The sequence below is a fragment of the Mycobacterium saskatchewanense genome (assembly GCF_010729105.1).
Taxonomy (GTDB): Bacteria; Actinomycetota; Actinomycetes; order Mycobacteriales; family Mycobacteriaceae; genus Mycobacterium; species Mycobacterium saskatchewanense.
Genome location: NZ_AP022573.1, coordinates 4,626,076 through 4,652,202, shown reverse-complemented (window position 1 = coordinate 4,652,202; position 26,127 = coordinate 4,626,076). Strand labels below are relative to the sequence as shown.

25 protein-coding genes, 3 tRNA genes and 1 pseudogene are annotated in these 26,127 nt (G+C 68.3%); 14 read left to right on the top strand and 15 right to left on the bottom strand.

Going from position 1 to position 26,127, the window contains the following annotated elements; all coding sequences use genetic code 11:
* Positions 1 to 12 precede the first annotated feature (12 nt).
* The 8 genes from G6N56_RS21945 to G6N56_RS21910 all read left to right on the top strand — a co-directional run bounded on the left by G6N56_RS21945 (position 13) and on the right by G6N56_RS21910 (position 8,138).
* Positions 13 to 1,359 carry an ABC1 kinase family protein gene (locus tag G6N56_RS21945; RefSeq protein ID WP_180150390.1) on the top strand — a complete coding sequence of 449 codons (1,347 nt, stop codon included), beginning with the start codon at positions 13 to 15 and terminating at the stop codon, positions 1,357 to 1,359.
* Positions 1,359 to 2,276, top strand: a complete 918-nt coding sequence (locus tag G6N56_RS21940; protein ID WP_085258118.1) for an alpha/beta fold hydrolase — start codon at positions 1,359 to 1,361, stop codon at positions 2,274 to 2,276. The genes G6N56_RS21945 and G6N56_RS21940 overlap by 1 nt, the downstream gene beginning before the upstream one ends.
* Before the next feature lie 88 nt (positions 2,277 to 2,364).
* On the top strand, positions 2,365 to 3,225 hold the full coding sequence (gene mmaA1, locus G6N56_RS21935) for a mycolic acid methyltransferase MmaA1 (protein WP_085258119.1): 861 nt from the start codon (positions 2,365 to 2,367) through the stop codon (positions 3,223 to 3,225).
* Between the two features lie 11 nt (positions 3,226 to 3,236).
* Positions 3,237 to 4,100, top strand: coding sequence for a cyclopropane mycolic acid synthase MmaA2 (gene mmaA2 / locus G6N56_RS21930; RefSeq protein WP_085258120.1), 864 nt, complete (start codon positions 3,237 to 3,239; stop codon positions 4,098 to 4,100).
* A gap of 142 nt (positions 4,101 to 4,242) precedes the next feature.
* Positions 4,243 to 5,124, top strand: coding sequence for a methoxy mycolic acid synthase MmaA3 (gene mmaA3, locus G6N56_RS21925; protein ID WP_085258121.1), 882 nt, complete (start codon positions 4,243 to 4,245; stop codon positions 5,122 to 5,124).
* Positions 5,125 to 5,209: 85 nt separating this feature from the next.
* Entirely contained in the window at positions 5,210 to 6,106 is an 897-nt protein-coding gene (gene mmaA4, locus G6N56_RS21920; protein ID WP_085258164.1) for a hydroxymycolate synthase MmaA4, read from the top strand.
* Positions 6,107 to 6,213: 107 nt separating this feature from the next.
* Positions 6,214 to 6,912 (top strand): YciI family protein, encoded by a 699-nt coding sequence (locus G6N56_RS21915; RefSeq protein ID WP_085258122.1) that lies wholly within the window; start codon positions 6,214 to 6,216, stop codon positions 6,910 to 6,912.
* 8 nt (positions 6,913 to 6,920) lie between these two features.
* Positions 6,921 to 8,138 (top strand): RNA polymerase sigma factor, encoded by a 1,218-nt coding sequence (locus G6N56_RS21910; protein WP_085258123.1) that lies wholly within the window; start codon positions 6,921 to 6,923, stop codon positions 8,136 to 8,138.
* Between the two features lie 88 nt (positions 8,139 to 8,226).
* Here the strand turns inward: G6N56_RS21910 and rplA are convergent, their stop codons facing one another.
* From rplA to G6N56_RS21850, 12 genes are all read right to left on the bottom strand, one after another.
* The gene (gene rplA, locus G6N56_RS21905; protein WP_085258124.1) at positions 8,227 to 8,934 is read right to left on the bottom strand and encodes a 50S ribosomal protein L1; all 708 of its coding nucleotides are present in this window, start codon (positions 8,932 to 8,934) and stop codon (positions 8,227 to 8,229) included.
* A gap of 68 nt (positions 8,935 to 9,002) precedes the next feature.
* Positions 9,003 to 9,431, bottom strand: coding sequence for a 50S ribosomal protein L11 (gene rplK, locus G6N56_RS21900; protein WP_085258125.1), 429 nt, complete (start codon positions 9,429 to 9,431; stop codon positions 9,003 to 9,005).
* Positions 9,432 to 9,490: 59 nt separating this feature from the next.
* Complete coding sequence (gene nusG / locus G6N56_RS21895) at positions 9,491 to 10,216, bottom strand: transcription termination/antitermination protein NusG (RefSeq protein WP_085258126.1); 726 nt, start codon at positions 10,214 to 10,216, stop codon at positions 9,491 to 9,493.
* Positions 10,217 to 10,247: 31 nt separating this feature from the next.
* Complete coding sequence (secE, locus tag G6N56_RS21890) at positions 10,248 to 10,724, bottom strand: preprotein translocase subunit SecE (protein WP_085258127.1); 477 nt, start codon at positions 10,722 to 10,724, stop codon at positions 10,248 to 10,250.
* A gap of 104 nt (positions 10,725 to 10,828) precedes the next feature.
* Positions 10,829 to 10,901: transfer RNA gene (locus tag G6N56_RS21885), tRNA-Trp, on the bottom strand.
* A 159-nt stretch (positions 10,902 to 11,060) separates the two neighbouring features.
* Entirely contained in the window at positions 11,061 to 11,561 is a 501-nt protein-coding gene (gene hadC, locus G6N56_RS21880; RefSeq protein WP_085258128.1) for a (3R)-hydroxyacyl-ACP dehydratase subunit HadC, read from the bottom strand.
* 3 nt (positions 11,562 to 11,564) lie between these two features.
* Positions 11,565 to 11,993 carry a (3R)-hydroxyacyl-ACP dehydratase subunit HadB gene (gene hadB / locus G6N56_RS21875; protein WP_085258129.1) on the bottom strand — a complete coding sequence of 143 codons (429 nt, stop codon included), beginning with the start codon at positions 11,991 to 11,993 and terminating at the stop codon, positions 11,565 to 11,567.
* The gene (gene hadA / locus G6N56_RS21870; RefSeq protein WP_085258130.1) at positions 11,980 to 12,459 is read right to left on the bottom strand and encodes a (3R)-hydroxyacyl-ACP dehydratase subunit HadA; all 480 of its coding nucleotides are present in this window, start codon (positions 12,457 to 12,459) and stop codon (positions 11,980 to 11,982) included. Before hadA ends, hadB begins: the two co-directional genes overlap by 14 nt.
* Before the next feature lie 46 nt (positions 12,460 to 12,505).
* Entirely contained in the window at positions 12,506 to 12,673 is a 168-nt protein-coding gene (rpmG, locus tag G6N56_RS21865; protein WP_003898538.1) for a 50S ribosomal protein L33, read from the bottom strand.
* A 46-nt stretch (positions 12,674 to 12,719) separates the two neighbouring features.
* Positions 12,720 to 12,793: transfer RNA gene (locus G6N56_RS21860), tRNA-Met, on the bottom strand.
* 51 nt (positions 12,794 to 12,844) lie between these two features.
* Positions 12,845 to 12,917 (bottom strand) — tRNA-Thr (locus G6N56_RS21855).
* Positions 12,918 to 13,030: 113 nt separating this feature from the next.
* On the bottom strand, positions 13,031 to 13,240 hold the full coding sequence (locus G6N56_RS21850; RefSeq protein ID WP_085258131.1) for a type II toxin-antitoxin system VapB family antitoxin: 210 nt from the start codon (positions 13,238 to 13,240) through the stop codon (positions 13,031 to 13,033).
* A 96-nt stretch (positions 13,241 to 13,336) separates the two neighbouring features.
* On the opposite strand from G6N56_RS21850, the gene G6N56_RS21845 reads away from it, so the two are divergent.
* The 3 genes and pseudogenes from G6N56_RS21845 to G6N56_RS21835 all read left to right on the top strand — a co-directional run bounded on the left by G6N56_RS21845 (position 13,337) and on the right by G6N56_RS21835 (position 15,692).
* A complete protein-coding gene (locus G6N56_RS21845; RefSeq protein ID WP_085258132.1) occupies positions 13,337 to 14,050 on the top strand; it encodes an MBL fold metallo-hydrolase in 714 nt (237 codons plus the stop codon).
* A 96-nt stretch (positions 14,051 to 14,146) separates the two neighbouring features.
* Positions 14,147 to 15,000 (top strand): annotated as a pseudogene (locus G6N56_RS21840) (hypothetical protein).
* Positions 14,997 to 15,692, top strand: coding sequence for a crotonase/enoyl-CoA hydratase family protein (locus G6N56_RS21835; protein ID WP_085258134.1), 696 nt, complete (start codon positions 14,997 to 14,999; stop codon positions 15,690 to 15,692). Before G6N56_RS21840 ends, G6N56_RS21835 begins: the two are co-directional and overlap by 4 nt.
* A 94-nt stretch (positions 15,693 to 15,786) precedes the next feature.
* Here G6N56_RS21835 and G6N56_RS21830 read toward each other — a convergent pair whose 3' ends face one another.
* The 3 genes from G6N56_RS21830 to G6N56_RS21820 all read right to left on the bottom strand — a co-directional run bounded on the left by G6N56_RS21830 (position 15,787) and on the right by G6N56_RS21820 (position 17,668).
* Complete coding sequence (locus tag G6N56_RS21830) at positions 15,787 to 16,242, bottom strand: SRPBCC family protein (RefSeq protein WP_085258135.1); 456 nt, start codon at positions 16,240 to 16,242, stop codon at positions 15,787 to 15,789.
* Positions 16,242 to 17,084: a lysophospholipid acyltransferase family protein gene (locus G6N56_RS21825; protein ID WP_085258136.1), complete on the bottom strand. Its 843-nt coding sequence runs from the start codon at positions 17,082 to 17,084 to the stop codon at positions 16,242 to 16,244. The genes G6N56_RS21830 and G6N56_RS21825 overlap by 1 nt, the downstream gene beginning before the upstream one ends.
* Positions 17,085 to 17,152: 68 nt before the next feature.
* The gene (locus G6N56_RS21820; protein WP_085258137.1) at positions 17,153 to 17,668 is read right to left on the bottom strand and encodes a nitroreductase family protein; all 516 of its coding nucleotides are present in this window, start codon (positions 17,666 to 17,668) and stop codon (positions 17,153 to 17,155) included.
* 95 nt (positions 17,669 to 17,763) lie between these two features.
* Between G6N56_RS21820 and recC the strand changes: the two genes are divergently transcribed.
* The 3 genes from recC to recD are packed head-to-tail and all read left to right on the top strand — an operon-like array spanning position 17,764 to position 26,119.
* On the top strand, positions 17,764 to 21,069 hold the full coding sequence (gene recC / locus G6N56_RS21815; RefSeq protein ID WP_085258138.1) for an exodeoxyribonuclease V subunit gamma: 3,306 nt from the start codon (positions 17,764 to 17,766) through the stop codon (positions 21,067 to 21,069).
* On the top strand, positions 21,069 to 24,362 hold the full coding sequence (recB, locus tag G6N56_RS21810) for an exodeoxyribonuclease V subunit beta (protein ID WP_085258139.1): 3,294 nt from the start codon (positions 21,069 to 21,071) through the stop codon (positions 24,360 to 24,362). The genes recC and recB overlap by 1 nt, the downstream gene beginning before the upstream one ends.
* Entirely contained in the window at positions 24,359 to 26,119 is a 1,761-nt protein-coding gene (gene recD / locus G6N56_RS21805; protein ID WP_085258140.1) for an exodeoxyribonuclease V subunit alpha, read from the top strand. Before recB ends, recD begins: the two co-directional genes overlap by 4 nt.
* Positions 26,120 to 26,127 lie beyond the last annotated feature (8 nt).

The window sequence follows — 26,127 nt, the reverse complement described above, 5'->3', positions numbered from 1 at the left end:
CAGACTGCTGGGATGACTCCTACCAAACACCGCGAGGTGGCCAAGCTTGACCGGGTGCCCCTGCCCGTCGAGGCGGCCCGGGTAGCCGTCACGGGCTGGCAGGTCACCCGGACCGCAGCCCGCATCGTCGGCAAGCTGCCGGCCAAGGGGCCCTGGCAACAGAAGGTCATCAAACAGCTCCCCCAGACCTTCGCCGACCTCGGTCCCACCTACGTCAAGTTCGGCCAGATCATCGCGTCCAGCCCCGGCGCCTTCGGGGAATCGCTGTCCCGCGAGTTTCGCGGCCTGCTCGACCGGGTCCCGCCCGCCGACCCCAAGGAAGTGCACAAGCTCTTCGTCGAGGACCTCGGCCGCGATCCCGCGGAGCTGTTCGCCAAGTGGGACGAGACGCCGTTCGCGTCGGCTTCCATCGCCCAGGTCCACTACGCGACCCTGCACACCGGCGAGGAGGTCGTCGTGAAGATCCAGCGGCCGGGGATCCGCCGCCGGGTCGCCGCGGACCTGCAGATCCTCAAGCGCTTCGCGCAGGCCGTTGAACTGGCCAAGCTGGGCCGCCGGTTGTCCGCCCAGGACGTGGTGGCCGACTTCGCCGACAACCTCGCCGAGGAGCTCGACTTCCGCCTCGAGGCGCAGTCGATGGAGGCATGGGTCTCGCACCTGCACGTCTCCCCGCTGGGCCGCAACATCCGGGTGCCGCAGGTACACTGGGACTTCACCAGCGGGCGGGTCCTGACGATGGAGCGGGTGCAGGGCATCCGGATCGATGACGCCGCCGCCATCCGCAAGGCCGGGTTCGACGGGGTCGAGCTGGTCAAGGCGCTGTTGTTCAGCCTGTTCGAGGGCGGGCTGCGGCACGGGCTGTTCCACGGCGACCTGCACGCGGGCAACCTCTACGTCGACGAGCAGGGCCGGATCGTGTTCTTCGACTTCGGGATCATGGGCCGCATCGATCCGCGCACCCGGTGGCTGCTGCGCGAGCTGGTGTACGCGCTGCTGGTGAAGAAGGACCACGCCGCGGCGGGCAAGATCGTCGTGCTGATGGGCGCCGTCGGCACCATCAAACCCGAGGCCGAGGCCGCCAAGGACCTGGAGAAGTTTGCCAACCCGCTGACCATGCAGACCCTGGGCGACATGTCCTACGCGGATATCGGCCGGCAGCTGTCGGCGCTGGCCGACGCCTACGACGTCAAGCTGCCACGCGAACTCGTGCTCATCGGCAAGCAGTTCCTCTACGTCGAGCGGTACATGAAGCTGCTCGCGCCGAAGTGGCAGATGATGTCCGATCCGCAGCTGACCGGGTATTTCGCCAACTTCATGGTCGAGGTGAGCCGGGAGCACCAGTCCGACGTGGAAGTCTGATGGAGATCCGGACCGGCACCGCGACCGTCGACCATCCCCAGGGCGCCGTCGAGCTCTACTACGAAGACATGGGCGACCCCGACGACCCGGCCGTGCTGCTCATCATGGGGCTGGGCGCGCAATTGTTGTTGTGGCGCATCGGTTTCTGCGCGAAGCTCGTCGATCGGGGGCTGCGCGTCATCCGGTACGACAACCGCGACGTCGGCCTGTCCAGCAAGACCGAACGCCCGGGGTCCAGCCCGCCGCTGGTTCCGCGACTGCTGCGCTTCTGGGTCGGCCTGCCGGGCCAGGCGACCTACGGGCTCGAAGAGATGGCCGACGACGCCGCCGCCCTGCTGGACCACCTCGGCGTCGACCGCGCCCACATCGTGGGGGCGTCGATGGGCGGCATGATCGCCCAGGTCTTCGCGGCCCGCTTCGCCGAGCGGACGAGGTCGCTGGCCGTCGTCTTCTCCAGCAACAATCGGCGGTTCCTGCCGCCACCCGCCCCCCGCGCGCTGCTGGCGATCCTCAAAGGGCCGCCGCCGAGTTCGCCGCGCGAGGTGATCATCGACAACGCGGTGCGAGTCACCAGGATCACCGGCAGTCCGCGCTATCAGCTGACCGAGGAGCAGGTCCGCGCCGACGCCGCGGAAGGGTACGACCGCAGCTATTACCCGTGGGGCGTGGCTCGCCATTTCAGCGCGGTGCTGAGCACCGGCAGCCTCGTGCGGTACAACCGGCGGACGGCCGCGCCTACCGTCGTGATCCACGGCCGCGCGGACAAGCTGATGCGGCCCTCCGGCGGCCGAGCGGTCGCGCGCGCCATTACCGGCGCTCGACTAGTCTTATTCGACGGCATGGGCCACGATCTGCCTCAGCAACTTTGGGATCGGCTGGTCAGCGTGCTGACAAGCAACTTCGCCGAGGCCAGCTGAAGCTGGGCCGGGGTTGTTCTAGGGTGGCCTGTCAATTTCACATCGGCTTCACAGGGTTGTACGGTTTCGGTGGGAGGATGTCTAAAAGATGGCGGAACTGACACCTTATTACGAAGATTCGCAAGCGGCGTACGACATTTCGGACGACTTTTTCGGTCTCTTCCTCGACCCCACCTGGGTCTACACGTGCGCCTACTTCGAACGCGACGACATGACGCTCGAGGAAGCCCAGCTGGCCAAGTTGGACCTCGCGCTCGACAAGGTGAATCTCGAGCCCGGTATGACGCTGCTCGACGTCGGCTGCGGCTGGGGCGGGGCGCTGGTTCGCGCGGTCGAGAAGTACGACGTCAACGTCATCGGGCTGACGCTGTCGCGCAACCATTACGAGCGCAGCAAGGCCCGGCTGGCCGCGATACCGACCAACCGGCGGGCCGAGGCGCGGCTCCAAGGCTGGGAAGAGTTCGACGAAAAGGTCGACAGGATCGTCTCTTTCGAGGCGTTCGACGCTTTCCACAAGGAACGGTACGGCGCGTTCTTCGAGCGCAGCTACAACATAATGCCGAACGACGGCCGGTTGCTGCTGCACAGCCTGTTCACCTACGACCGCCGGTGGCTGCACGAGCAGGGCATCCCGCTGACGATGAGCGACATCCGGTTCCTCAAGTTCCTGCGCGAGTCGATCTTCCCGGGCGGCGAGCTCCCTTCCGAGCCCGACATCGTCGACAACGCGCAGGCCGCCGGGTTCTCCGTGGAGCAGGTCCAGCTGATGCAGCAGCACTACGCGAAGACGCTGGACATGTGGGCGGCGAACCTGGCGGCCCAGCGGGACAGGGCCATCGCACTGCAGTCCGAAGACGTCTACGACAAGTTCATGCACTACCTGACCGGGTGTGCCGAGCGCTTCCGCCGCAGGCTGATCAACGTCGCGCAGTTCACGCTCGTGAAGTGAGCTGACCCGGCGTGTCCAAGGACCTGCAGCCCCACTTCGACGATGTTCAGGCCCACTACGACCTGTCGGACGACTTCTTTCGCCTCTTCCTCGACCCCACCCAGACCTACAGTTGCGCGTACTTCGAGCGCGAGGACATGTCGCTGGAAGAGGCGCAGCTCGCCAAGATCGACCTGGCGCTGGGAAAGCTGGGGCTGCGGCCCGGCATGACGCTGCTCGACGTCGGCTGCGGCTGGGGCGCCACCATGCGCCGCGCGATCGAGAAGTACGACGTCAATGTCATCGGGCTGACGCTGTCGAAGAACCAGGCCGCCCACGTCCAGAGGTCGTTCGACGCGATGGGGGGCGCGCGCAGCAGGCGCGTCCTGCTGGCCGGCTGGGAGCAGTTCGACGAACCCGTCGACCGCATCGTGTCGATCGGCGCGTTCGAGCACTTCGGCCACGAGCGCTACGACGACTTCTTCCAGATGGCGCACAAGGTCCTGCCGGCGGACGGCGTGATGCTGCTGCACACCATCACCGGGCTGACGGGCCCGCAATGCGTCGAGCGGGGCATACCCCTGACGTTCGAGATGGCGCGTTTCATCAAATTCATTGTCACCGAGATCTTCCCGGGCGGCCGGCTGCCGTCGATCGAAATGGTGGCGGAGCGCTCGGCGAAGGCGGGGTTCACGCTGACCCGCCGGCAGTCGCTGCAGCCGCACTACGCCAGGACGCTCGATCTGTGGGCGCAGGCCCTCGAGGCGCACCGCGACGAGGCCGTCGCGATCCAGTCCGACGAGGTCTACGCGCGGTACATGAAGTACCTGACGGGCTGCGCCCAGGCGTTCCGGACCGGCTACATCGACGTCAACCAGTTCACCCTGGAGAAATAGCGATGGGGCGCCCACAATGGTGGGGAGCGGCCGAGAAACCCAGGGGCACGCCATCTGAGGGAATAGGGGAAGCCGCGCGTCCCGTGTAGGGTGCCGGGGGACGGCATCGAGCCAAGGTGCCGGTCCAGTCGGGAGGGCATTCATGTTCGAGAATCGGGTGGGGGCCACGCTCAAGCGGTCGAACCTCGACAATGTCCAGGCGCACTACGACCTGTCGAACGAGTTCTTCGCTCTGTTCGTGGATCCGACGCGCACCTACAGCTGCGCGTACTTCCCGCGCGAGGACATGACCCTGCACGAGGCGCAGCTCGCCAAGCTCGACCTGACGCTCGACAAGCTGGGCCTGCAGCCGGGGATGACGCTGCTCGACGTCGGGTGCGGCTGGGGCTCGGTGATGAAGCGCGCCGTCGAGCGCTACGACGTCAACGTCGTCGGGCTGACGCTGTCCAAGAACCAGCACGCGTACTGCCAGCAGGTGCTCGACGGGATCGACAGCAACCGCTCGCGCCGGGTGCTGCTGAGCGACTGGGCCGAGTTCACCGAGCCGGTCGACCGCATCGTCGTCATCGAGGCGTTGGAGCACTTCGGTTTTCACCGCTACGACGACTTCTTCAAGTTCACCTATAACGCGCTGCCCGCCGACGGTGCGATGCTCCTGCACTCCATCACCGGGCTGCACGTCAAGCAGGTCATGGAGCGCGGGATACCGCTGACGATGGAGATGGCGAAGTTCATCAGGTTCATCGTCACCGACATCTTCCCGGGCGGTCGGCTGCCGATGATCGAGACCGTCGAGGAGCACGCAACCAAGGTCGGCTTCACCGTGGCGCGCCGACAGTCGCTGCAGCTGGACTTCGCCAAGACCCTGGACTTCTGGGCCGACGCCCTCGAGGCCCGCAAGGACGAGGCGGTCGCCATCCAGTCCGAAGAGGTCTACGAGCGGTACATGAAATATCTGACGGGTTGCGCCAAGGCCTTCCGGATGGGCTACATCGATTGCAACCAATTCACGCTGGAGAAGTGAGCTTCGGTATCGTTGCACGTCAGATAACGACGCCGCGCACCCTGCGTTTTCGGCGGTGAGCTTCATCCAGGAGAACAAGACGAATATGGCTGATCAACCGGCTGGCCCGACGAAGACGCGGACGCGCTTCGAAGACATCCAAGCGCACTACGACGTCTCCGACGAGTTCTTCGCCCTGTTCCAGGACCCTTCTCGGATCTACAGCTGCGCCTACTTCGAGCGCGACGATATGACGCTTGAGGAGGCGCAGTACGCCAAGATCGACCTGAACCTGGACAAGCTCGACCTCAAGCCGGGCATGACGCTGCTGGACATCGGTTGCGGCTGGGGCAGCACCATGAAACGCGCCATCGAACGCTTCGACGTCAACGTGATCGGCCTGACGCTGTCCAAGAATCAGCACGCCCGCTGCGAGCAGGTGCTCGGCGCGCTCGACACCAGTCGTTCGCACGACATCCGGCTGCACGGCTGGGAGGACTTCAACGACCCGGTCGACCGGATCGTGTCGATCGAGGCCTTCGAGCACTTCGGGCACGAGAACTATGACGACTTTTTCAAGCGGTGCTACGAGATCATGCCCGACGACGGCCGGATGACCATCCAGAGCAGCGTCGGCTACCACCCCTTCGACATGGCCGCCCGCGGTAAGAAGCTGAGCTTCGAAACGGCGCGCTTCATCAAGTTCATCATCACCGAGATCTTCCCCGGCGGCCGTCTGCCGTCCGCGGAGATGATGGTCGAGCACGGCGAGAAGGCCGGGTTCGTGGTCCCCGAAAGCCTTTCCCTGCGGCCGCATTACATCAAGACGCTGCACATCTGGGGCGACGCCCTGGAGGCGAACCGGGACAAGGCCATCGAGACCACCTCCGAAGAGGTTTACAACCGCTACATGAAGTACCTGCGCGGCTGCGAGCATTACTTCACCGACGAGATGCTCGACGTCCGCCTGGTCACCTACCTCAAGCCGGGGGCCTCGAACTAGTTAGGGCGTAATTTCTTCGCCGCGCTGTCGGATCGGGGCTGCGCCGTTCGTCGATCAGGTAGAGAGTGGAACACTCAGGTTTCGCTCACTACCGGAGGTGACGACGCATGCAGTACTTTGCCTTGTTGATCAGCAGGGAACCCAACCTCACACCCGACGAGCGGGCCGAGATGATGGCAGCCTTCGAGGGCTTCCACGCCAAGGCGGGTCCGGCGATCCTGGCCGGCGATGCGTTGCTGCCGGCCGCGACGAGCGTCCGCATCGCGGGGGGCCCCGACGCGCCGGTCATCACCGACGGGCCGTTCGCCGAGGGTGCCGAGGTCGCGTGCGGTTACTACGTTTTTGAGGCCGAGAACCTCGACGAGGCGCTGACCCTGGCCCGCGGGGTCCCGGTCGCGCAATACGGGGCGGTCGACGTGCGGCCGACGGTGCATCCCTTCGAACCGGCCCGCCGGCCTAATGGCAACGACTGGCTCGCGCTGTTGCTCGAACCGCCCGAGTCCGCGCACACACCGGGGACGCCCGAGTGGGACGCCCTCGCTGCCCGGCACGCGGAGTTCGCCGCGGCCGCGGGCGATCACGTCGTGGGCGGCGCGGCTTTGCACGACCGGTCGACCGCCACCACCGTGCGCGTGCGCGACGGCGAGGTCCTGGTCACGGACGGGCCCTACGCGGAGGGCGCCGAGGTGGCCAACGGCTTCTACATCCTGTCCGCCGCCGACCGCGACGGGGCCGTCAAGATCGCGTCGATGATCCCCGCCTCGGCCGTGGAACTGCGCCACCTGGCCGGGGTCTCGGGACTCTAATTGCCCGAATGACCGACCTGGACGGCGTCTTCCGGCGGGAATGGGGACCGGCCGTGGCCGCGCTCGCGCGGTGGTCCGGCGACCTGACCGTCGCGGAGGACGCCGTCCAGGAGGCCTGCGCCGAGGCGCTGCTCAGCTGGCCGCGCGACGGGCCGCCGCAGAGTCCGGGCGGGTGGTTGGTGACCGTCGCCCGCAACCGCGCCCGGGATCGGCTGCGCCGCGAATCCATGCGTCCCGGAAAGGAATTGGCGGCGGTGGTCGACGAGATCCGGGCGCGTACGGACAGCACCGAACCGCATCCGGTGCGCGACGACGAGCTGCGAATGATGTTCACCTGCGCGCACCCGGCGCTGGACCGGCAATCGCAGCTCGCGCTCACGCTCCGGCTGGTGTCGGGGTTGACGGTTCCCGAGATCGCCCGTGCGCTGTTGCAGAGTGAGGCCGCCGTCGGGCAGCGGATCACCCGGGCCAAGAACAAGGTCCGGCATGCCAATATCCCGCTGCGGGTGCCGCCCGCCGAGCTGTTGTCCGAGCGCACCCCGCACGTGCTGGGCTGCGTCTACTCCGTCTTCACCGAGGGGTACTGGTCGACCGCCGGCCCGTCGGCGATCCGCGACGAGCTGTGCGACGAAGGGGTCCGGCTGGCCGGCGAGCTGTGCGCGCTCATGCCGAACGAACTCGAGGCGCACGCCCTGGCCGCCCTGATGCTGCTGCACGACTCGCGGCGGGCCACCCGGGTGGGTGACGCGGGGATGCTGGTTCCGCTCGAGGAGCAGGATCGCCGCCGGTGGGACCGCGCCCGCATCGCCCGCGGGCTCGACCGGTTGCGACTGGCGGAGGGGTCGAGGGGCCCTTATCTGCCGCAGGCGGTGATCGCCGCACTGCACGCGACGGCGCCGTCCTGGGAGCAAACCGACTGGGTGACCATTTGCGCGGCCTACGACCGACTCGTAGGGATGACCGGCTCCCCCGTCGTGCGCGCCAACCGCGCGCTCGCCGTCGGGTTCCGCGACGGCCCCGACGCCGGTCTTGCCGCCCTGGACGAGGTGGCGGGCGATCCTCGGCTGGCTCGCTCTTCGCTGGTCGCGACGGTTCGCGCCGACCTGCTCCGCCGGGGCGGACGGCCCGTCGAGGCCCTCACGTGGTATCGAAAAGCGCTGGACGGCAACGGCTCAGAGCCAAGCCGCGCCTTCCTGCGGCGCCGCATCGCGGAGTGCGCCGGATAGTTACCGCCTGACTTTTTCCGCCGAGCGTCGACTTGTTGCGACGACTACTCGCCGACCCGCACCACAAGTCGACGCTCGGCTTCCAATATCAGGCCTCGACGAAGTTGCGGGTGACGGCCGGATCGACCGGGATGCCCGGCCCCGTCGTCGTCGACACGGTGATCTTCTTCAGGTACCGGCCCTTCGACGCCGACGGCTTGAGCCGCAACACCTCGTCGAGGGCGGCGCCGTAGTTCTCTGCCAGGCTCTTCTCGTCGAAGGACGCCTTGCCGATGACGAAGTGCAGGTTGGCCTGCTTGTCCACGCGGAAGTTGATCTTGCCGCCCTTGATGTCGGCGACGGCCTTGGCGACGTCGGGCGTCACGGTGCCGGTCTTGGGGTTGGGCATCAGGCCGCGGGGACCCAGGATCCGGGCGATCCGACCGACCTTGGCCATCTGGTCGGGCGTCGCGATCGCCGCGTCGAAGTCCAGGAACCCGCCCTGAATCTTCTCGATCAGGTCGTCGCTACCCACGATGTCGGCGCCGGCGGCCTGGGCCTGCTCGGCCTTGTCGCCCACGGCGAACACCGCGACCCGGGCGGTCTTGCCGGTGCCGTGCGGCAGGTTGACCGTGCCGCGGACCATCTGGTCCGCCTTGCGCGGGTCGACGCCGAGCCGGATAGCCACCTCGACGGTCGCGTCCTGCTTGGCCGACGACGTCTCCTTGGCCAGCTTGGCCGCTTCCAGCGGGGTGTAGAGGTGGTCGCGGTCCACCTTCTCGGCGGCGGCGCGGTATGCCTTGCTGTTCTTGCTCATCTTCGATCCAATCTCGTGGTTGGTTGTGGTTGCGAACGGGCCGAAGCTGACCCTCCCACGTCTGGGTGCTACTCGACCGTGATGCCCATCGACCGAGCGGTCCCGGCGATGATCTTGGCGGCCGCGTCGATGTCGTTGGCGTTCAGGTCGGTCTTCTTGGTCTCGGCGATCTCGCGCACCTGGTCCCAGGTCACCTTGGCGACCTTGGTCTTGTGCGGCTCCGCCGAGCCCTTGCTCACACCGGCGGCCTTCAGCAGCAGCTTGGCGGCGGGCGGTGTCTTCAGCGCGAACGTGAAGCTGCGGTCCTCGTAGACCGTGATCTCCACCGGGATGACCTGCCCGCGCTGGTTCTCCGTGGCGGCGTTGTAGGCCTTGCAGAACTCCATGATGTTGACGCCGTGCTGGCCGAGCGCGGGGCCGACCGGCGGCGCCGGATTGGCCTGTCCCGCCACGATCTGCAGCTTGATCAGCCCGGTGACTTTCTTCCTCGGGGCCATGGGTTGGGTGTTCCTTCCTAGTCTGTGTCTGAATGCCGAGTCTGTGTCTGAATGCCGAACTAAATCTTCGAGACCTGGCCGAACGTCAGCTCGACGGGCGTTTCACGGCCGAAGATCGACACCAGCACCTTGAGCTTTTGCTGCTCGGCGTTGACCTCGTTGATCGTCGCCGGCAGCGTGGCGAACGGCCCGTCCATCACCGTCACCGATTCGCCGACTTCGTAGTCGACCTCGACGGCCGGGCGCTCGAGGCCACCCGCCTCGGTGGCGGCGGCGGTGCTCGCCGCACCCTTCGCGGCCTTCTTCGCCGCACCGCGCGGCAGCAGGAACTTCACCACGTCGTCGAGCTTGAGCGCGGACGGCCGCGACGTCGCGCCGACGAACCCGGTTACGCCGGGCGTGTTGCGCACCGCGGCCCACGAGTCGTCGGTGAGGTCCATGCGGACCAGGATGTAGCCGGGCAGCACCTTGCGGTTGACCTGCTTGCGCTGGCCGTTCTTGATCTCGGTGACCTCTTCGGTCGGGACCTCCACCTGGAAGATGTAGTCGCCGACGTCGAGGTTCTGCACGCGGGTCTCGAGATTGGCTTTCACCTTGTTCTCGTAGCCCGCGTAGGAGTGGATGACGTACCAGTTGCCGGGCTTGCTGCGCAGCTCCGCCTTGAGCGCGGCGGCCGGGTCGACATCCTCGGCCGGCTCGGCCTGGGCCGCGGTGTCGGGAGCCTCGTCGGTCTCTTTCAGATCGACCGCTTCACCCGCTGACGTGTCACCGTCGAAGGTAGTCACGGTTGTAAGTCCTCTCTATCACTGTCGACGCTCAGCCGAACACCAGCAGCACGAGCTTGGTCAGGCCGAAGTCCGCCAGGCCGACCACCGCCACCATGAAGGCCAGAAACGCCAGCACTACGGAGGTGTATGTGAACATCTGCTTGCGGTTCGGCCAGATGACCTTCCGCATCTCCGCAACGACCTGCTTGAGGTAGTTGAAGACGAACACGAAGGGGTTGGCGGGACGCTCCCCGGGTTTCCTGGCTTTCGCGGGCTTCTTGCCCGTCTTGGCCTTCGCGCCCTTCTTCCCGTTGTCCTCCTTGGCGGCCTCGGCCTCGCCGGAGGGGGCCGCGGCGGCGTCGTGATCGGCGTCGGCGACGCGCTGCCGGGACCGCTTGCCCGTCGGGCGCTGTGGCCGCGCCGCCGGCTCTGTCACCACGGCCGTTCGACCGCCGCCGGCGCGGCCCTCGTCGCTGTCGCCGCTGTCGCGTGCGGCGTCGTTGGCAGCGTTGCCTTCGTCGCTCACCGCATGCTCCTTTGTTTGCTAGTGTCCGCGAGCCGTCCCATCGCGGTGGGTCACCCTTTCCAGTGTCCACCATGACACGACCCGGCCGTTAACCAGGCCTTCAGCAGGGGCGACAGGACTTGAACCTGCAACCTGCGGTTTTGGAGACCGCTGCTCTGCCAGTTGAGCTACGCCCCTTCGCGGTTGGCAGGCCAACCTGCGCTTACCTATCGGGGCTTACATGACACGCGCGCCCCCGGTCGGTGATCGCGAACCGACGGACAGCGCGCTGATGTTGGGAAAACCCCGAGGTTCGAGTGTACTAGATTTTTCGGAGGCCCAGGACTCCGATGCCGGTTACGAAGTTCTGACGACCTGGCCGGACTCTTTGTCCCATTTGAGCCGGGCGGAGCCGTCGCCCCGCTGGCCCATCAGGGTGGTGTAGGCCTCCAGCACGAGCTCGCCCTCGTCGTTGTGGCAGACGTTCTTGGTGACGACGATGTCGGCACCGAAGCGCTCGGTCACCGAGTAGATGTCCATTCGCGCCCATAGCTTGTCACCGGCCAGCACCGGCCTGTGGAACAGGAATTGCTGGTCGACCTGGACGATCTGCATGGTCTCCATGCCGACGTCGACGTTCCGGAAGAAGTCCAGCTGGACGAGTTTGGCGAGGATGGTCACGAAGGTCATCGGCGCCACGATCGCGTCGTAGCCGAGCTCGGCGGCCGCCTCTTCCTCGTAGAAAGCCGGGTGGTCGCACTTGATCGACTGCGCGAACCTGCGAAGCTCCTCGCGGCCCACCACGAAGTAGTCCGGGTAGCGCCAGACCATCCCGCGGATGTCTGTTTTCAGAGCCATAAGCTACGCCAGCTTCGCCGACGCGATGGCCCGGCCGAAGATCTTCTTGCCGCCCGTGGTCGCGGTGAGGGCGATGGTGACCGACTTGGTCTCCGGGTCGACCGACTTCACACGGCCGTTGAAGACGAGCTCGGCACCCTTGCCGTCGTTGGGCACGGGGACCACGGCGGTGAAGCGCACGTTGTACTCGGTGACCGCGCCGGGGTCACCGACCCACGAGGTGACGTAGCCGCCGCCGATGCCCATGGTCAGCATGCCGTGAGCGATGGCGGTGTCGAGCCCGACGACCTTGGCGATCTCGTCGTCCCAGTGGATCGGGTTCAGGTCGCCCGAGACCCCGGCGTAGTTCACCAGGTCCCCACGCGTCAGCGGGTAGGTCTTCTCCGGAAGAAGGTCTCCCACCTTCACCGAATTGAACTCACGCAATGGCATTGGCAAATCCCTCTTCTCCACCCTCACCGGCGCGGCCAGCCAGGGTCGTGTAGGTCTCCTGGACAGTCTCACCGGCGTCGTTGGTGATGATGTTCTTGGTCACGATGATCTGGGTGCCGTGCGACTCACGCATCGAGTCCACCCAGACGTCGCAATACAGCTTGTCACCCGCCACGATCGGCTTCATGAATTTGAGCACCTGGTCGACCTGGACGATCTGCTGGTCGGTGACCGCGATGCCCGCGTGCTCGAAGAACGCCGACTGGGCCTTGTAACCGAACACGCAGATGAACGTCAGCGGGGCCACCAGCCCGGAATAGCCGAGTTCGGCGGCCGCCTTCTCGTCGAAATGGCAGGCGTCCGTGTGTTGCACGGCTTCCGAGTGCTCCCGAACCTTCTCGCGCTCCACCTCATAATGGTCGGGATAGCGGTAGTGCAACCCGACGATGTCTGCGGCCAGCCCCACGGTCTAGAACCTACCTAGTCGATCTCAGTAATTTGCGCGTGGGTGACTATCGGGTCTCGCGGTGGGCCTGGTGCTTGCCACAGTTCGGGCAGAACTTCTTCAGCTCCAGCCGGTCCGGGTCGTTGCGGCGGTTCTTCTTGGTGATGTAGTTGCGGTGTTTGCACACCTCACACGCCAAGGTGATCTTGGGCCGCACATCGGTACTGGAAGCCATATCGGTCTCTCTCGAATCTCTCTATAGAAATCGCGTTGTTGTGTTGTAGCGATGGCCGGACTCGAACCGGCGACCTAACGATTATGAGTCGTTCGCTCTAACCGACTGAGCTACATCGCCTCTGGCCACCCCTTTTGGGGTCAGGCCGCCACGCCTGCTCGGCGCCCGCCGAGCCCCCTAACGGAATCGAACCGTTGACCTTTTCCTTACCATGGAAACGCTCTACCGACTGAGCTAAGGGGGCCGTTCACCCGAATCGGCGCTCGCCGCGGGCCTAAAAGAGGGTACAACCTGCCTCGCAGCGGCACCAAACCACCTGCCCCGCCCGGCGTGGGGGACGGGCCGGCGAGGTTTATGTCACCGGCCCTCGCCGCCACGGCGGGGTTCCCAGGCGCTGAGATCGCTGAACTGGTCGTATTCGTCGTCAGGTTCGGTCTCCGCGCCGGCCTCGCCCAGCAGGGTCCGCAACGCGAGGTGAACGGCCTCACGCATGTCAGCCAGATGGAACCGACGTATCGCCTCTTCGACCAAGTCGGTGTCGATCTCAACCTCGACCCTCTTCTTCATGCGCCAACAATACCCACTCCGAAAACGGCTAATCGCAGGTTGCCGGCCGCCTCCGGCAAAGTTTGTCGTGGTCGCGACAGGTCCTAGTCTGGTCACGTGTCACAGGACCGGCTCTACTTTCGACAGCTGCTCTCGGGCCGCGACTTCGCCCCCGGCGACATGGTTGCGGCGCAGATGCGCAACTTCGCTTATCTGATCGGTGACCGGCAGACCGGCGACTGCGTGGTGGTGGACCCGGCGTACGCCGCCGGAGACTTGCTCGACCATCTCGAGACCGACGGCATGCACCTGTCCGGGGTTCTGGTGACCCATCACCACCCCGATCACGTGGGGGGCTCGATGATGGGCTTCCAACTGAAAGGCCTGGCGGAGCTGCTGGAACGGGCGCCCGTCCCGGTGCACGTCAACACGCATGAGGCGCTGTGGGTTTCGCGCGTCACCGGGATCGGGCTCGGCGACCTCACCACGCACGAGGGCCACGACAAGGTCAATGTCGGCGACATCGAGATCGAGCTGCTGCACACCCCGGGGCACACCCCGGGCAGCCAGTGTTTCCTGCTGGACGGCCGCCTGGTCGCCGGCGACACGCTATTTCTGGACGGCTGCGGGCGCACCGACTTTCCCGGGGGTGACTCCGACGAGATGTACCGCAGCCTGCAGCGGCTTGCCACGCTGCCCGGCGATCCGACGGTGTTTCCGGGGCACTGGTACTCCGACGCGCCCAGCGCATCCCTGTCGGAGGTCAAGCGCTCCAACTACGTGTACCGGGCCGCAAATCTGGACCAGTGGCGAATGCTGATGGGCGGCTGACCCCCGCCCGCAAGGTATTGGCGGCAAAGAATCTGCGCACTATTTGCAAGAATTTCCGGCCCATTGCAACTGTGATATAAGCGGAGGGTGGATTCCATGGGGTGGATCCAGGACAGCTGGCACGGAGTCACCAATGTCGGATCCAGCACCTGGTTGGCGTGGGCGGCCTGGGCGGCGATCGCGCTCGGCATCATCGCGCTGGTTTTCACGAACCGGCAGCTCAACCGCCACCGAGGACTGACCGCGGAGCAGGCGCGCCCCCATGTGGCGATGCTTATGGAACCGCATCCCGCGGACTGGCACGTCATCGAACTCGTGGTCCGCAATTTCGGCCGGACCGCGGCCTACGACATTCAATTCGCCTTTTCCAATCCGCCGACGGTGGCCGAATACGAAAATGCCACCGACGGCTACGCCGATATCGTCGAGCTGCAGCTCCCCCGCGAGTTGCCGGTGCTGGCGCCCGGCCAGGAATGGCGCATGGTCTGGGACTCGGCCCTCGACCGCGCTGAGATCGGCAGCGGCATCGAGTCGCGCTTCACCGGAACGTTGACCTACTACGACCGGCCCCACCGGCCGCGCGGTTGGCGGTTCTGGCGGCGCGAGCGGTCCCCCCTGGAAACGAAAGTGGTGCTGGACTGGGATGAGCTGCCGCCCGTGCAGCGGATCGACCTGATGACGACCCATGACCTCGCGAAGCGGGAGAAGCAGAAGCTGGAGTTGCTGCGCGGCCTGCTGACGTACTTCCACTACGCGAGCAAGGAGACCCGTCCCGAGGTGTTCCGCAGCGAGATCGAGCGGATCAACGGCGCGGTCAAGGAAACCCAGGACCGGTGGCGCGCCAGGCAGGTCGACGCACCCACCGATGTCAGCCTGCGCTGGGGAACCGCCGACAATGATCTGGGAAAGCACCACAGCCAGCACGTCTGACCGCAAGGAGCGACTCATGAGCGGCCCGGTCTTCTATACCCACAAGGACTCGATCGCCGTCCTGCGAATGGACGACAGCAAGGTCAACGCGCTGGGCCCCACCATGCAACAGGCGCTGAACGAGGCGATCGACCGGGCGGACGCAGATAACGTCGGCGCGCTGGTGATCACGGGCAACGAGCGGGTGTTCAGCGGCGGGTTCGACCTGAAGATCCTCACGTCCGGCGAGGTGAAGCCGGCGATCGACATGCTCAGGGGCGGCTTCGAGTTGGCGTATCGGCTGCTGTCCTACCCCAAGCCCGTGGTGATGGCCTGCACCGGCCATGCCATCGCGATGGGCGCGTTCTTGTTGTCGTCGGGAGACCACCGGGTGGCGGCCCACGCGTACAACATCCAGGCCAACGAGGTCGCGATCGGCATGACCATCCCATATGCCGCCCTGGAGATCATGAAACTGCGGCTGACCCGGTCGGCTTACCAGCAGGCCGCGGGACTGGCAAAGACCTTCTTCGGCGAAACCGCCCTCGCCGCAGGCTTCGTCGACGAGATCGTGCCGCCGGAGATCGTGGTCAGCCGGGCCGAGGAGGCCGCTCGCGAATTCGCCGGCCTGAACCAACGCGCCCACGCCGCAACCAAATTGCGCGCCCGCGCGGACGCGCTCAAGGGAATCCGCGCCGGGATCGACGGGATCGAGGCCGAGTTCGGGCTGTGACCGAAAATGAACGCGGTGGCCGGGTTCAGCGCACCCAGGCCACCGCGTTCCCATCGCCTCCTCGCGACAAGTGTGACATGTGCACGGCGGCCCGTCACTTGGCGCGGCCACGCGACTCGGGTTCGACCAAGCGCCGAAGGTTCTGCAGGCTCTCGTCGAGCGAGCGGCCTACCCAGAAGGCAGCCACGCGGTCGGCGACGAGGCCCAGGAGGCCGCCTTCCGAGCTGTAGGCGAGCCGGAACGTCACGGCCGTCCGGCCCGGCCCCGCGTCGCGCAGCCGAAACCGCCCGCGCTGCGTCACGCCGGTGATGTTGATCCAGGCCAGGTCGCGCGCGGCATGGAACTCCACCACCTCGGCGACGCCGCCCACCGGGATCGAGCCGATCTTCCACAACACGGAGTAGCGGGCGCCCACCCGGGCCCGGCCGTCGGTCAACGTCTCCCAATGCACCAGGTGGGCCAGGAACGACGGGTAGCGATCCGGGTCGCCGAGCACCTTCCACACGGCGTCGCGATCGGCGTCGACGACGATCCGGCGCTCGACGCGCATCAGCCGATTACCGGGAAGCGGCGTTCGGCGGCGAGCCGGTCGACCCCGGCCTGCAGGCTGGCGATCACCGCGTCGTACAGCGCCTGGTCGGGCGTGTCCGGGTCGTCCACCCGGATCGGTTCCTGCACCTCGATGACGATCTTGGCGGGCAGCGGGATGTGCCCCAGCAGATCACCGACGTCCAGCCCCCAGGGCAAGGCAAGCGAGACGGGCACGCTCTTGAGCCGGAACAACTTGTCCAGCAGCAGCAGCTTGGCCAGCCACTGCGCGCGCCCGAGGAACAGCGCCGTTTCCTGACCGCCGACGCTGGCGACCGGCACGATCGGCACACCGGTCTCGCGGGCCAACCGCACGAAGCCCATCCGGCCGCCGAAGTCGACGACGTGGCGCTGCCAGGAGGGGCGGAACACCTCGTAGTCCCCACCGGGGTACACCAGCACCGCGGCGCCGTATTCCAGTGCGAGGCGGGCATTTTCGGGGCTGGCCGCCACGGTGCCGAACTTGCGCAGCCAGCGCAGCGGGGGGTAGAGCGTGACCAGGTTGTGCGCGAGCTGGTAGAAGGGGCGCTCGACACCGAAGTACGAACAGAACGCCAGGGTGAAGACGAACGTGTCGGGCGGCACGTTGCCGCCACTGTGGTTGCCGACCAGCAGCACCGGTCCGTGCGGCGGGATGCGGTCGAGCCCACGGACGTCGGCCCGGAAATACAGCGAGGCCAGCAGCCAGGTGCCGGGCAGCTGATCACGGATGAAGTCCGGGTCGCGCTGATCCAAGTCCGCCTTGGGCACCCGCTCCGCGATGTGCCTGCCCGCCCACCCAATGGCATCCGCGACGCCGACCATGCCCTCACCCTGGCACAGCCGGGCGAACGGTAGCAGGGCCTTAAGTCGCCAGCCCCCAGGGCGTCCCGTCACCACCGTCCGTGGTGGACGACCTCCGAGAAGGGCCGCCGACTCGGCTTGCGGATCGGCGTGAGCGGACGGTCGGCCGGATACCCGAGGCCGAGCAGGAAGGCCACCAGGTGGTCACCGGGCACACCGAGTATGGCGCGGGCTTTGTCCTGGTCCCCGACCGACGAATGGCCCGTCCCGATCCCGAGGTCGGTGGCCGCGATCATCATCGCCATCGTGGCCTGGCCGACGTCGTAGTTGTCGGTGATCACCCTGCGTTCGTCGGGCGGGACGGGCACCGCGATCGCGATCGCCGCGGCGGCGCCGGCTATATGACCGGCGCCCTGCCACACCGTGGACAGTTCCCGCAGCTGAGCCGGATCCGTGACGATCACGAAATCCCACGGCTGGCGGTTTTTCGCCGACGGCGCCCGCCACCCTGCCTCGGCGATGCGGTCCAGGTCGGCTTTGGAGATCGGGTCCGGCTTGTATTCGCGCACGTTGCGCCGGGCACAGATCGCGTCCCAGGCTTCCATCTCGTCCTCCCTTCATCGTTCGCGCTCGAGCTTATGCGTGTCGGCGCGGAAGATGGCTGCCGTCTGTCGGTGTCCCGGTCTATCGTGGCACCGCGATGGCCTTTCATATCCACCGTGCCGAACGGACCGATCTGCTGGCCGATGGCCTCGGCGCGTTGTTGTCCGACCCGCCGCCCGACCCGTTCGCGGGGGAACTGGTGCTGGTGCCGGCGCGCGGCGTGGAACGCTGGCTGAGCCAGCGACTCTCGCACGTGCTCGGGCGCGGAACGGCGAGCGGCGCGGCCGACGGGGTGTGCGCCGGGGTGGCGTTTCGCAGTCCGGGCGCCCTGATCGCCGAGATCACCGGGAACACCGGGGCGGGCGACGATCCCTGGTCGCCCGACGGGCTGGCGTGGCCGCTGCTGGAGGTCGTCGACTGCTCGCTGGACCAACCGTGGTGCCGCACACTCGCAACACATTTGGGTCACTTCGACACCGGGTTCGAGGCGGAATTGCGCCGCGGCCGACGGTATTCGGTGGCGCGCCAGCTCGCCGGTCTGTTCGCGTCGTACGCCCGCCAACGTCCCGAACTGCTGGCCGACTGGTCGGACGGGAACGCGGGCGGCGTGGACCCGGACCTGTCCTGGCAGCCGGAGCTCTGGCGGGCCGTCGCGGCGACCGTCCCCGCCGATCCCCCGCACCTCCGCCATCGAAAGACGCTGGCCCGCCTGCGCGAGGGCCCCGCCGACCTGCCCGCGCGGCTGTCGCTGTTCGGGCACACCCGGCTGGCGCGCACCGACGTGGAGCTGCTCGACGCGCTGTCGGCCCACCACGACGTGCACCTGTGGCTGCCCCACCCCAGCGACCACCTGTGGCGTGCGCTCGCCGACACCCACGGGGTGGTGCCGCGCGCCGACGACGCGAGCCGGCATGCGGCGCGCCATCCGCTGCTGCGGACCCTCGGCCGCGACCTGCGCGAACTGCAACGGGCGCTGCCCGCCGCCCCCGCCACCGACGAATGCCTCGGCTTCTCAAACCGCGCAACACATCCCGCGACCCTGCTGGGCTGGCTACAGTCGGACGTCGCGGCGAACGCGGTCAGGCCCGCGGGCCGTCCACTTGCCGCCGGCGACCGGTCGGTGCAGGTGCACAGCTGCCACGGCGCCGCCCGGCAGATCGACGTGCTGCGCGAAGTCCTGCTGGGCCTGCTGGAGGACGACCCGACCCTGGAGCCCCGCGACATCGTGGTGATGTGCCCGGACATCGAGTCCTACGCGCCGCTGATCCTCGCCGGCTTCGGCCTCGGGGAGACCGCCGGCGCCGGACACCCCGCGCACCAACTGCGGGTCCGGCTGGCCGACCGCTCCCTGTCCCAGACCAATCCCCTGCTCGGGGTGGCGGCCGGGCTGCTGGACCTCGCGGGCAGCCGGGCCACCGCCACGCAGGTGCTCAACCTCGCGCAGGCGGCGCCCGTGCGGGCCCGCTTCGGGTTCAGCGACGACGACCTCGACCAGATCACCGAGTGGGTCCGGGAGGCGAACATCCGGTGGGGGTTCGACAAGTCGCACCGGGCGCCGTACGGACTGGACCACGTCCTGCACAACACCTGGCGCTTCGGGTTGGACCGCATCCTCACCGGCGTCGCGATGTCCGATGATTCACGGGCGTGGCTGGACACCGCCCTGCCGCTCGACAACGTCGGCAGCGACAAGGTGGAACTGGCCGGCCGGCTGGCCGAGTACGTCGACAGGCTGCACCGCGTCGGCGAAAGCCTAGTCGGCACAAGGACGTTGGCAGACTGGCTGGACAAACTGACCGAAGGCGTGACCCTGCTCACCCGGTCCTCTGACGCCTGGCACGAGGCGCAGCTACGCTCGGAATTCGCCGACGTCGTGTGCCAGGCGGGACACCGCGCCGGCACAGCCCTGCGACTGCCGGACATCCAGGCCCTGCTGTCGACGCGTCTCGCGGGGCGCCCGACCCGGGCCAACTTCCGCACCGGCACCCTGACGGTGTGCACCATGGTGCCGATGCGCTCGGTACCGCACCGGGTGGTCTGCCTCGTGGGGCTCGACGACAAGGTGTTTCCTCGGCTCGACGTCCCCGACGGCGACGACGCGCTCGCACGGGACCCGATGACCGGCGAGCGCGACATCCGCTCGGAGGACCGGCAATTGCTGCTCGACGCGGTGTGCGCGGCCACCGAGACCCTGGTGATCACCTACACGGGCAACGACGAGCACACCGGCCACCCGTATCCGCCGGCGGTGCCGCTCGCGGAGCTGCTCGACGCCCTGGATCAGACCACCGAGACGCCGGTGCGAGACCGCATCGTCGTCAGGCATCCGCTGCAGCCGTTCGACATCAAGAACGTCGAACCCGGACGGCTGGTACCCGGCGGGCCGTTCACGTTCGACCCAACAGCGCTGGCCGCCGCCACGGCTGCCGCTGGAAAGCGCCGCACGCCAAGACCTTTCATCTCGGGTCCGCTACCGGCTCCGGCCGCCGACGATGTCGCGGTGGCCGACCTGGTCGACTTCTTCAAGGACCCGGTGAAGGGTTTCTTCCGCGCGCTCGACTGCACGTTGCCCTGGGACGTCGACGTCATCGAGGACGCGATGCCCGTCGAGATCGACGCGCTGCAAGAGTGGACGGTCGGCGACCGCATGCTGCGCGACATGCTGCGCGGCATGCACCCCGACGTCGCCGCGCACGCCGAGTGGCGGCGCGGAACGCTGCCGCCCGGGCGGCTCGGCGTGCGCAAGGCCAAGGAGATCCGCGACCGGGCGCGTGACCTCGCGGCGATCGCGCTGCGTCACCGGACGGGCAGCCCCGCGGCGCACGACGTCGGCGTCGACCTCGGCGGCGGGCGCTTTCTCACTGGGACGGTCACCCCGGTGTTCGGCGGGCGGACGGTCTCAGTGACGTATTCCAGGCTCGCACCCAAGCACGTGCTCGCGGCCTGGGTCGGGCTGGTTGCGCTCGCGGCGCAGCATCCCGGCCGCGACTGGACGGCGCTGTGCATCGGCCGCGGAAATAGCCGAAACCGGATTAGTTTGAGACTCTTCGCGCCCCCGCCGGAGCCCGTGGCGGTCGCGCGGGACCTGGTGGCACTCTACGATGCGGGCAGGCGCGAGCCCCTACCGCTGCCGCTGAAGACGTCATGCGCCTGGGCCGAGGCGCGCCGCGACGGCGACCACCCCTACGCGGCCGCACGCGCGAAGTGGGAGTCCACCCGGTTTCACAACGGTGAGAACGACGAGCGCGCGCACGCCCGGGTCTGGGGTGCCAACAGCGGGATGGACCGCCTGCTGCTCGACGGGCCGCGGCCGGGCGAGGAGATGCCCGGGGAGAACACCCGGTTGGGTGCGCTCGCCGCCCGCCTGTGGCTGCCGCTGCTGGCCGCCGAGGGGAGCGTGTGATGGATCCCTTCGACCTGACCGGGCCGCTACCCAAGGAGGGCTCCACCACCGTGCTGGAGGCCAGCGCCGGCACCGGTAAGACGTTCGCGCTCGCCGGGCTCGTCACCCGCTACCTGGCCGAGACCGGCGCGGCGCTCGAGCAGATGCTGCTGATCACGTTCAACCGCGCCGCCAGCCGCGAGCTCCGCGAACGCGTGCGCGACCAGATCTCCGCGGCGCTGTCGGTGCTCGAGGGCCGCGCGCCCGCCGACAGTGACCTGTTGCGGCACCTGGCGCGCGGTAGCGACGAGGACCGCGCGCTGGCCGGCCGGCGGCTGCGCGACGCGTTGGCGAACTTCGACGCGGCCACCATCGCCACCACCCACGAGTTCTGCGGCTCTGTGTTGAAATCCCTTGGCGTGGCCGGTGACACCGCCACAGGCGGCATTCTCGAGGAAGACCTGGACGGTTTGGTCACCGAGATCGTCGACGATCTGTACCTGGCGGACTTCGGCGGCCAGGAAGATGATCCGGTGCTGAGCTACCCGCAGGCCCTCGCCCTCGCCAAGGCCGTCGTCGGCGATCCATGCGCGAAGTTGCGTCCCGCCGAGCCGGATCCGGACGGTGAACCCGGCGTGCGGCTACGGTTCGCCAACCGGGTGCTCGCGGAGCTCGACCGCCGCAAGCGGCGGCTGCGCATCCTCAGCTATGACGACCTGCTCACGCGGCTGGCCGAAGCCCTCGAATCCCCGGATTCGCCGGCCCGCGAACGGATGCGGGGACGCTGGCGTCTCGTTTTGGTCGACGAGTTCCAGGACACCGACCCCATCCAGTGGCAGGTGCTCGAACGCGCGTTCAGCGGCCGGTCGACACTGATCCTGATCGGCGACCCGAAGCAGGCCATCTATGGGTTCCGGGGTGGCGACATCCACACCTACCTCAAGGCCGCCCAAACCGCCGACGCCCGTTTTACGCTGACGGTCAACTGGCGCAGCGACAAGGCGCTCGTCGACCGTCTGCAGACGGTGCTGCGCGGCGCGACCCTGGGTCACCCGTCGATCGTCGTCCGCGAGGTCGAGGCGCACCACGCCGGGCACCGCCTGTCCGGCGCGCCGCGCAACGCGCCGTTTCGGCTGCGGGTCGTCAGGCGGCACGCCGTGGGGTTCGCGGGTACCGACAACGTCCCGATCGACGCGGTGCGCCAACACATTCCGGGCGACCTCGCCGCGGACATCGCGGAACTGCTGGCCAGCGCGGCGACCTACGAGGGGCGCCGCGTCGCGGCGGGCGACATCGCCGTGATCGTCGAGCAGCACAGGGACGCGCGGGCGTGCCGCGATGCGCTGGCCGCCGCCGGCATCCCGGCGGTCTACACGGGCGACACGGACGTCTTCGATTCGGCGGCCGCCAAGGATTGGCTGTGCCTGCTGGAGGCCTTCGACGCGCCGCAGCGCAGTGGGCTGGTGCGGGCCGCCGCCTGCACGATGTTCTTCGGCGAGACCGCGGAAACCCTTGCGGCCGAGGGCGACGCGCTGACCGACCGCGTTGCGGGCACGCTGCGGGAGTGGGTCAACCATGCGCGGCTGCGTGGCGTGGCGGCGGTGTTCGAGGCGGCCCAGGTCGCCGGCATGGGCCGGCGGGTGCTCGGTCAGCGCGGCGGGGAGCGGCACATGACCGACCTCGCCCACATCGCGCAGCTGCTCCACGAGACCGGGCACCGCGAACGCCTCGGCCTGCCGGCGATGCGCGACTGGCTGCGGCATCAGTGCGACACCCGCGCCGGCGTGGCCGAACGCAACCGCCGCCTCGACAGCGACGCCGCCGCGGTGCAGATCATGACCGTCTTCGTCGCCAAGGGCCTGCAGTTCCCCGTCGTCTACCTGCCGTTCGCGTTCAACCGCCACGTCCGCAGCGACGACATCGTGCTCTACCACGACGCGACCGACGCCCGTTGCCTGTACATCGGCGGCAAGGCGGACCAACTGGAGCGGCAGGGGGTCGAGGAGCTGAACCGCCTGGAGGCCGCCCGCGACAACATCCGGCTGACCTACGTCGCGCTGACCCGGGCGCGCTGCCAGGTGGTGGCGTGGTGGGCGCCAACGAAAGACGAAGTCAGTGGCGGGCTTTCGCGGCTGATGCGCGGACGCGGCCCGGGCGAGGCCGAGGTGCCGGACCGGTGCGCGCCGCGCATCTCCGACGAGGACGCCTGGGCGTTGTTCCAGCGGTGGGAGGCCGCCGGCGGGCCGTCGGTGGAGGAATCGGTGATCGGCTCCCCCGCCCGGGCGGAAAGGCCCGCGCCGACCGGCGCCTTGGCGGTGCGCCACTTCCACCGGGCCATCGACACCGGCTGGCGGCGGACCTCGTATTCGGCGCTGGTCCGGGTCGCAGAGGAGGCGAGGGACTATCCCACGGCGGGCGTGACCAGCGAACCGGAGGCCGGCGTCCGCGACGACGAGGCGGAGGCGGTCGTCGTCACCGCACCGGCTTCCGGTCGGGATCTCGCGTCCTCGCTCGCGGCCATGCCCGCCGGTGCGACGTTCGGTTCACTGGTGCACGCGGTGCTCGAGGCCGCCGACCCCGGCGCGGCGGACCTGCCGGCCGAGCTGGAGCGGGAGGTGCGCCGCCAATTCGCGTGGTGGCCGGTCGACGCGGACGCCGCCGAGTTAGCCGCCGCGTTGGTGCCGATGCACGACACTCCGCTCGGCCCGCTGGCGGCCGGCGTGACGCTGCGGCGCATCGGGGTGCGGGATCGGATGCGCGAGATGGACTTCGAAATCCCCTTGGCCCGGGGCGATCTGCGCGGGGCCACGCCGGAGGTGTCCGTGTCAGACATCGGCGAACTGCTGGCGGCGCACCTGCCCGCCGGGGATCCGCTGGCGTCCTACGCTGATCGGCTCAGGTCCGCCAGCCTCGGTGGCCAGCCCCTGCGCGGGTATCTGTCCGGGTCGATCGACGTGGTGCTGCGACTCCCCGGCGAGCGCTATCTCGTCGCGGATTACAAGACCAACCACCTGGGCGACACCGCCGCCGAGTACAGCCACGCCCGGTTGTCAGACGCGATGCTGCACTCCGACTATCCCCTGCAGGCGCTGTTGTACACCGTTGTCCTGCACAGGTTTCTGCGGTGGCGGGTCGCCGGGTACGACCCGGCGCGGCACTTGGGCGGGGTGCTGTATCTGTTCCTGCGGGGCATGTGCGGCGCCGAGACACCCGTGTACGACGGGCATCCGGCCGGGGTGTTCGGCTGGAATCCGCCCTCGACTCTGGTGGTGGCGCTCTCCGACCTCCTCGACGAGGGGAGGCGGGTGGCGTGACGGTCGCCGAGGTGGAAGTGGCCGTCACCGTGACCGGCCTGCTGAAGGTGTTCAACGAGGCTGGCGTGCTGGACCTCTCGGACGTCCTGGTGGCCCAGCGTGTGTGCGCGCTCGGGAAGGAACCCGACGAGCGGGTGGCGCTGGCGACGGCGTTGGTGGTGCGCGCGCTGCGGGGCGGGTCGGTGTGCGTCGACCTGTCGACGGTCGCCGGGACCGTCGGCGCCGCGGAACTGCCCTGGCCCGGTGACGCGGCGTGGCTGGCGGCGGTGCGGCGCAGCGCGTTGCTCGGTGATCCGCCGGTGCTGCGTCTCTATGACGACCGCCTGCTCTACCTCGACCGGTACTGGCTGGAGGAGACCCAGGTGCGCGACGACGTGGTGGCGTTGCTCGCGCCCGGCCCAGTCGTCGAGTTGCCCGCTGCCGAGCGGCTTTTTCCTGCCGGGTTCGAAGAGCAACGCGAGGCGGCTGAGATCGCCCTGTCACAGCGGATCACTGTGCTCACCGGCGGCCCCGGCACCGGGAAGACGACGACGGTCGCGCGGCTGTTGGCGTTGGTCGCCGAGCAGGCTGAGTCGTCGGCGTCGGCCCGGCCGCGGATTGCGCTGGCCGCACCGACGGGCAAGGCGGCTGCCCGCCTGCAGGAGGCGGTGGCGCAGGAGGTTTCGGCGCTTGCCCAGGCCGACCGCGAGCGGCTGGGGCGACTGCAGGCGGTGACGCTGCACCGGCTACTCGGTTCCAGGCCGGGATCATCGACGCGTTTTCGGCACGACCGCGCGAATCGGTTGCCGCACGACGTGATCGTGGTCGACGAGACCTCCATGGTGTCGCTGACCATGATGGCGCGCCTCCTGGAGGCGGTGCGTCCGGACGCGCGGCTGGTGCTGGCCGGCGACGCCGACCAGTTGGCGTCGGTGGAAGCGGGCGCGGTGCTGGCCGACCTGGTGGACGGCCTGTCGGTGCGGGCCGACGTGCGGGTGGCGGCGCTGCGCACCTCGCACCGATTCGGCGAGTCGATCGGCGCGCTGGCCGATGCGATCCGCGTTGGCGATCAAGATGGGGCGCTGGCGCTGCTGCGATCCGGCGACGAGCACATCGAGTATGTCGAGTTCGGGGAGGGCGAGGACCCGTCGCCGCGACTGCGCCCAATCCTGCTGTCGCATGCCTTGCGGCTGCGGGAGGCGGCCGTGCTGGGCGCCACCGCTGTCGCGCTGGCGGCGCTCGACGAGCACCGGCTGTTGTGCGCGCACCGGCGGGGGCCGTTCGGCGTGGCGCACTGGAACGCACAAGTGCAGAGATGGATGGCCGACGAGACGGGCCAGCCGGCGTGGGCGGAGTGGTATGCCGGGCGGCCGCTGCTGGTGACCGCGAACGACTACGGGCTGCGAATCTACAACGGCGACAACGGCGTAACGGTGGCCGGCCCGGACGGCCTGCGAGCCGTTATCGCCGGCGCCGGTGGGCCGCTGGACTTCGCGACGAGCCGCCTCGGCGACGTCGAGACGATGCACGCCATGACGATCCACAAGAGCCAGGGCAGCCAGGCGGACGAGGTGACCGTCCTGCTGCCGCCGGAGGATTCGCGGCTGCTCACGCGTGAGCTGTTCTACACGGCGGTGACGCGAGCGAAGGCCAAGGTCCGGGTGGTCGGTTCGGAGGTCTCGATACGGGCCGCGATCGAGCGTCGGGCCGTGCGGGCCAGTGGTCTGCGGCTGCGCCTGCAGGGCACGGCATTTGAACGCGTTGGTGGCTCCGCATAGGCTCGCCG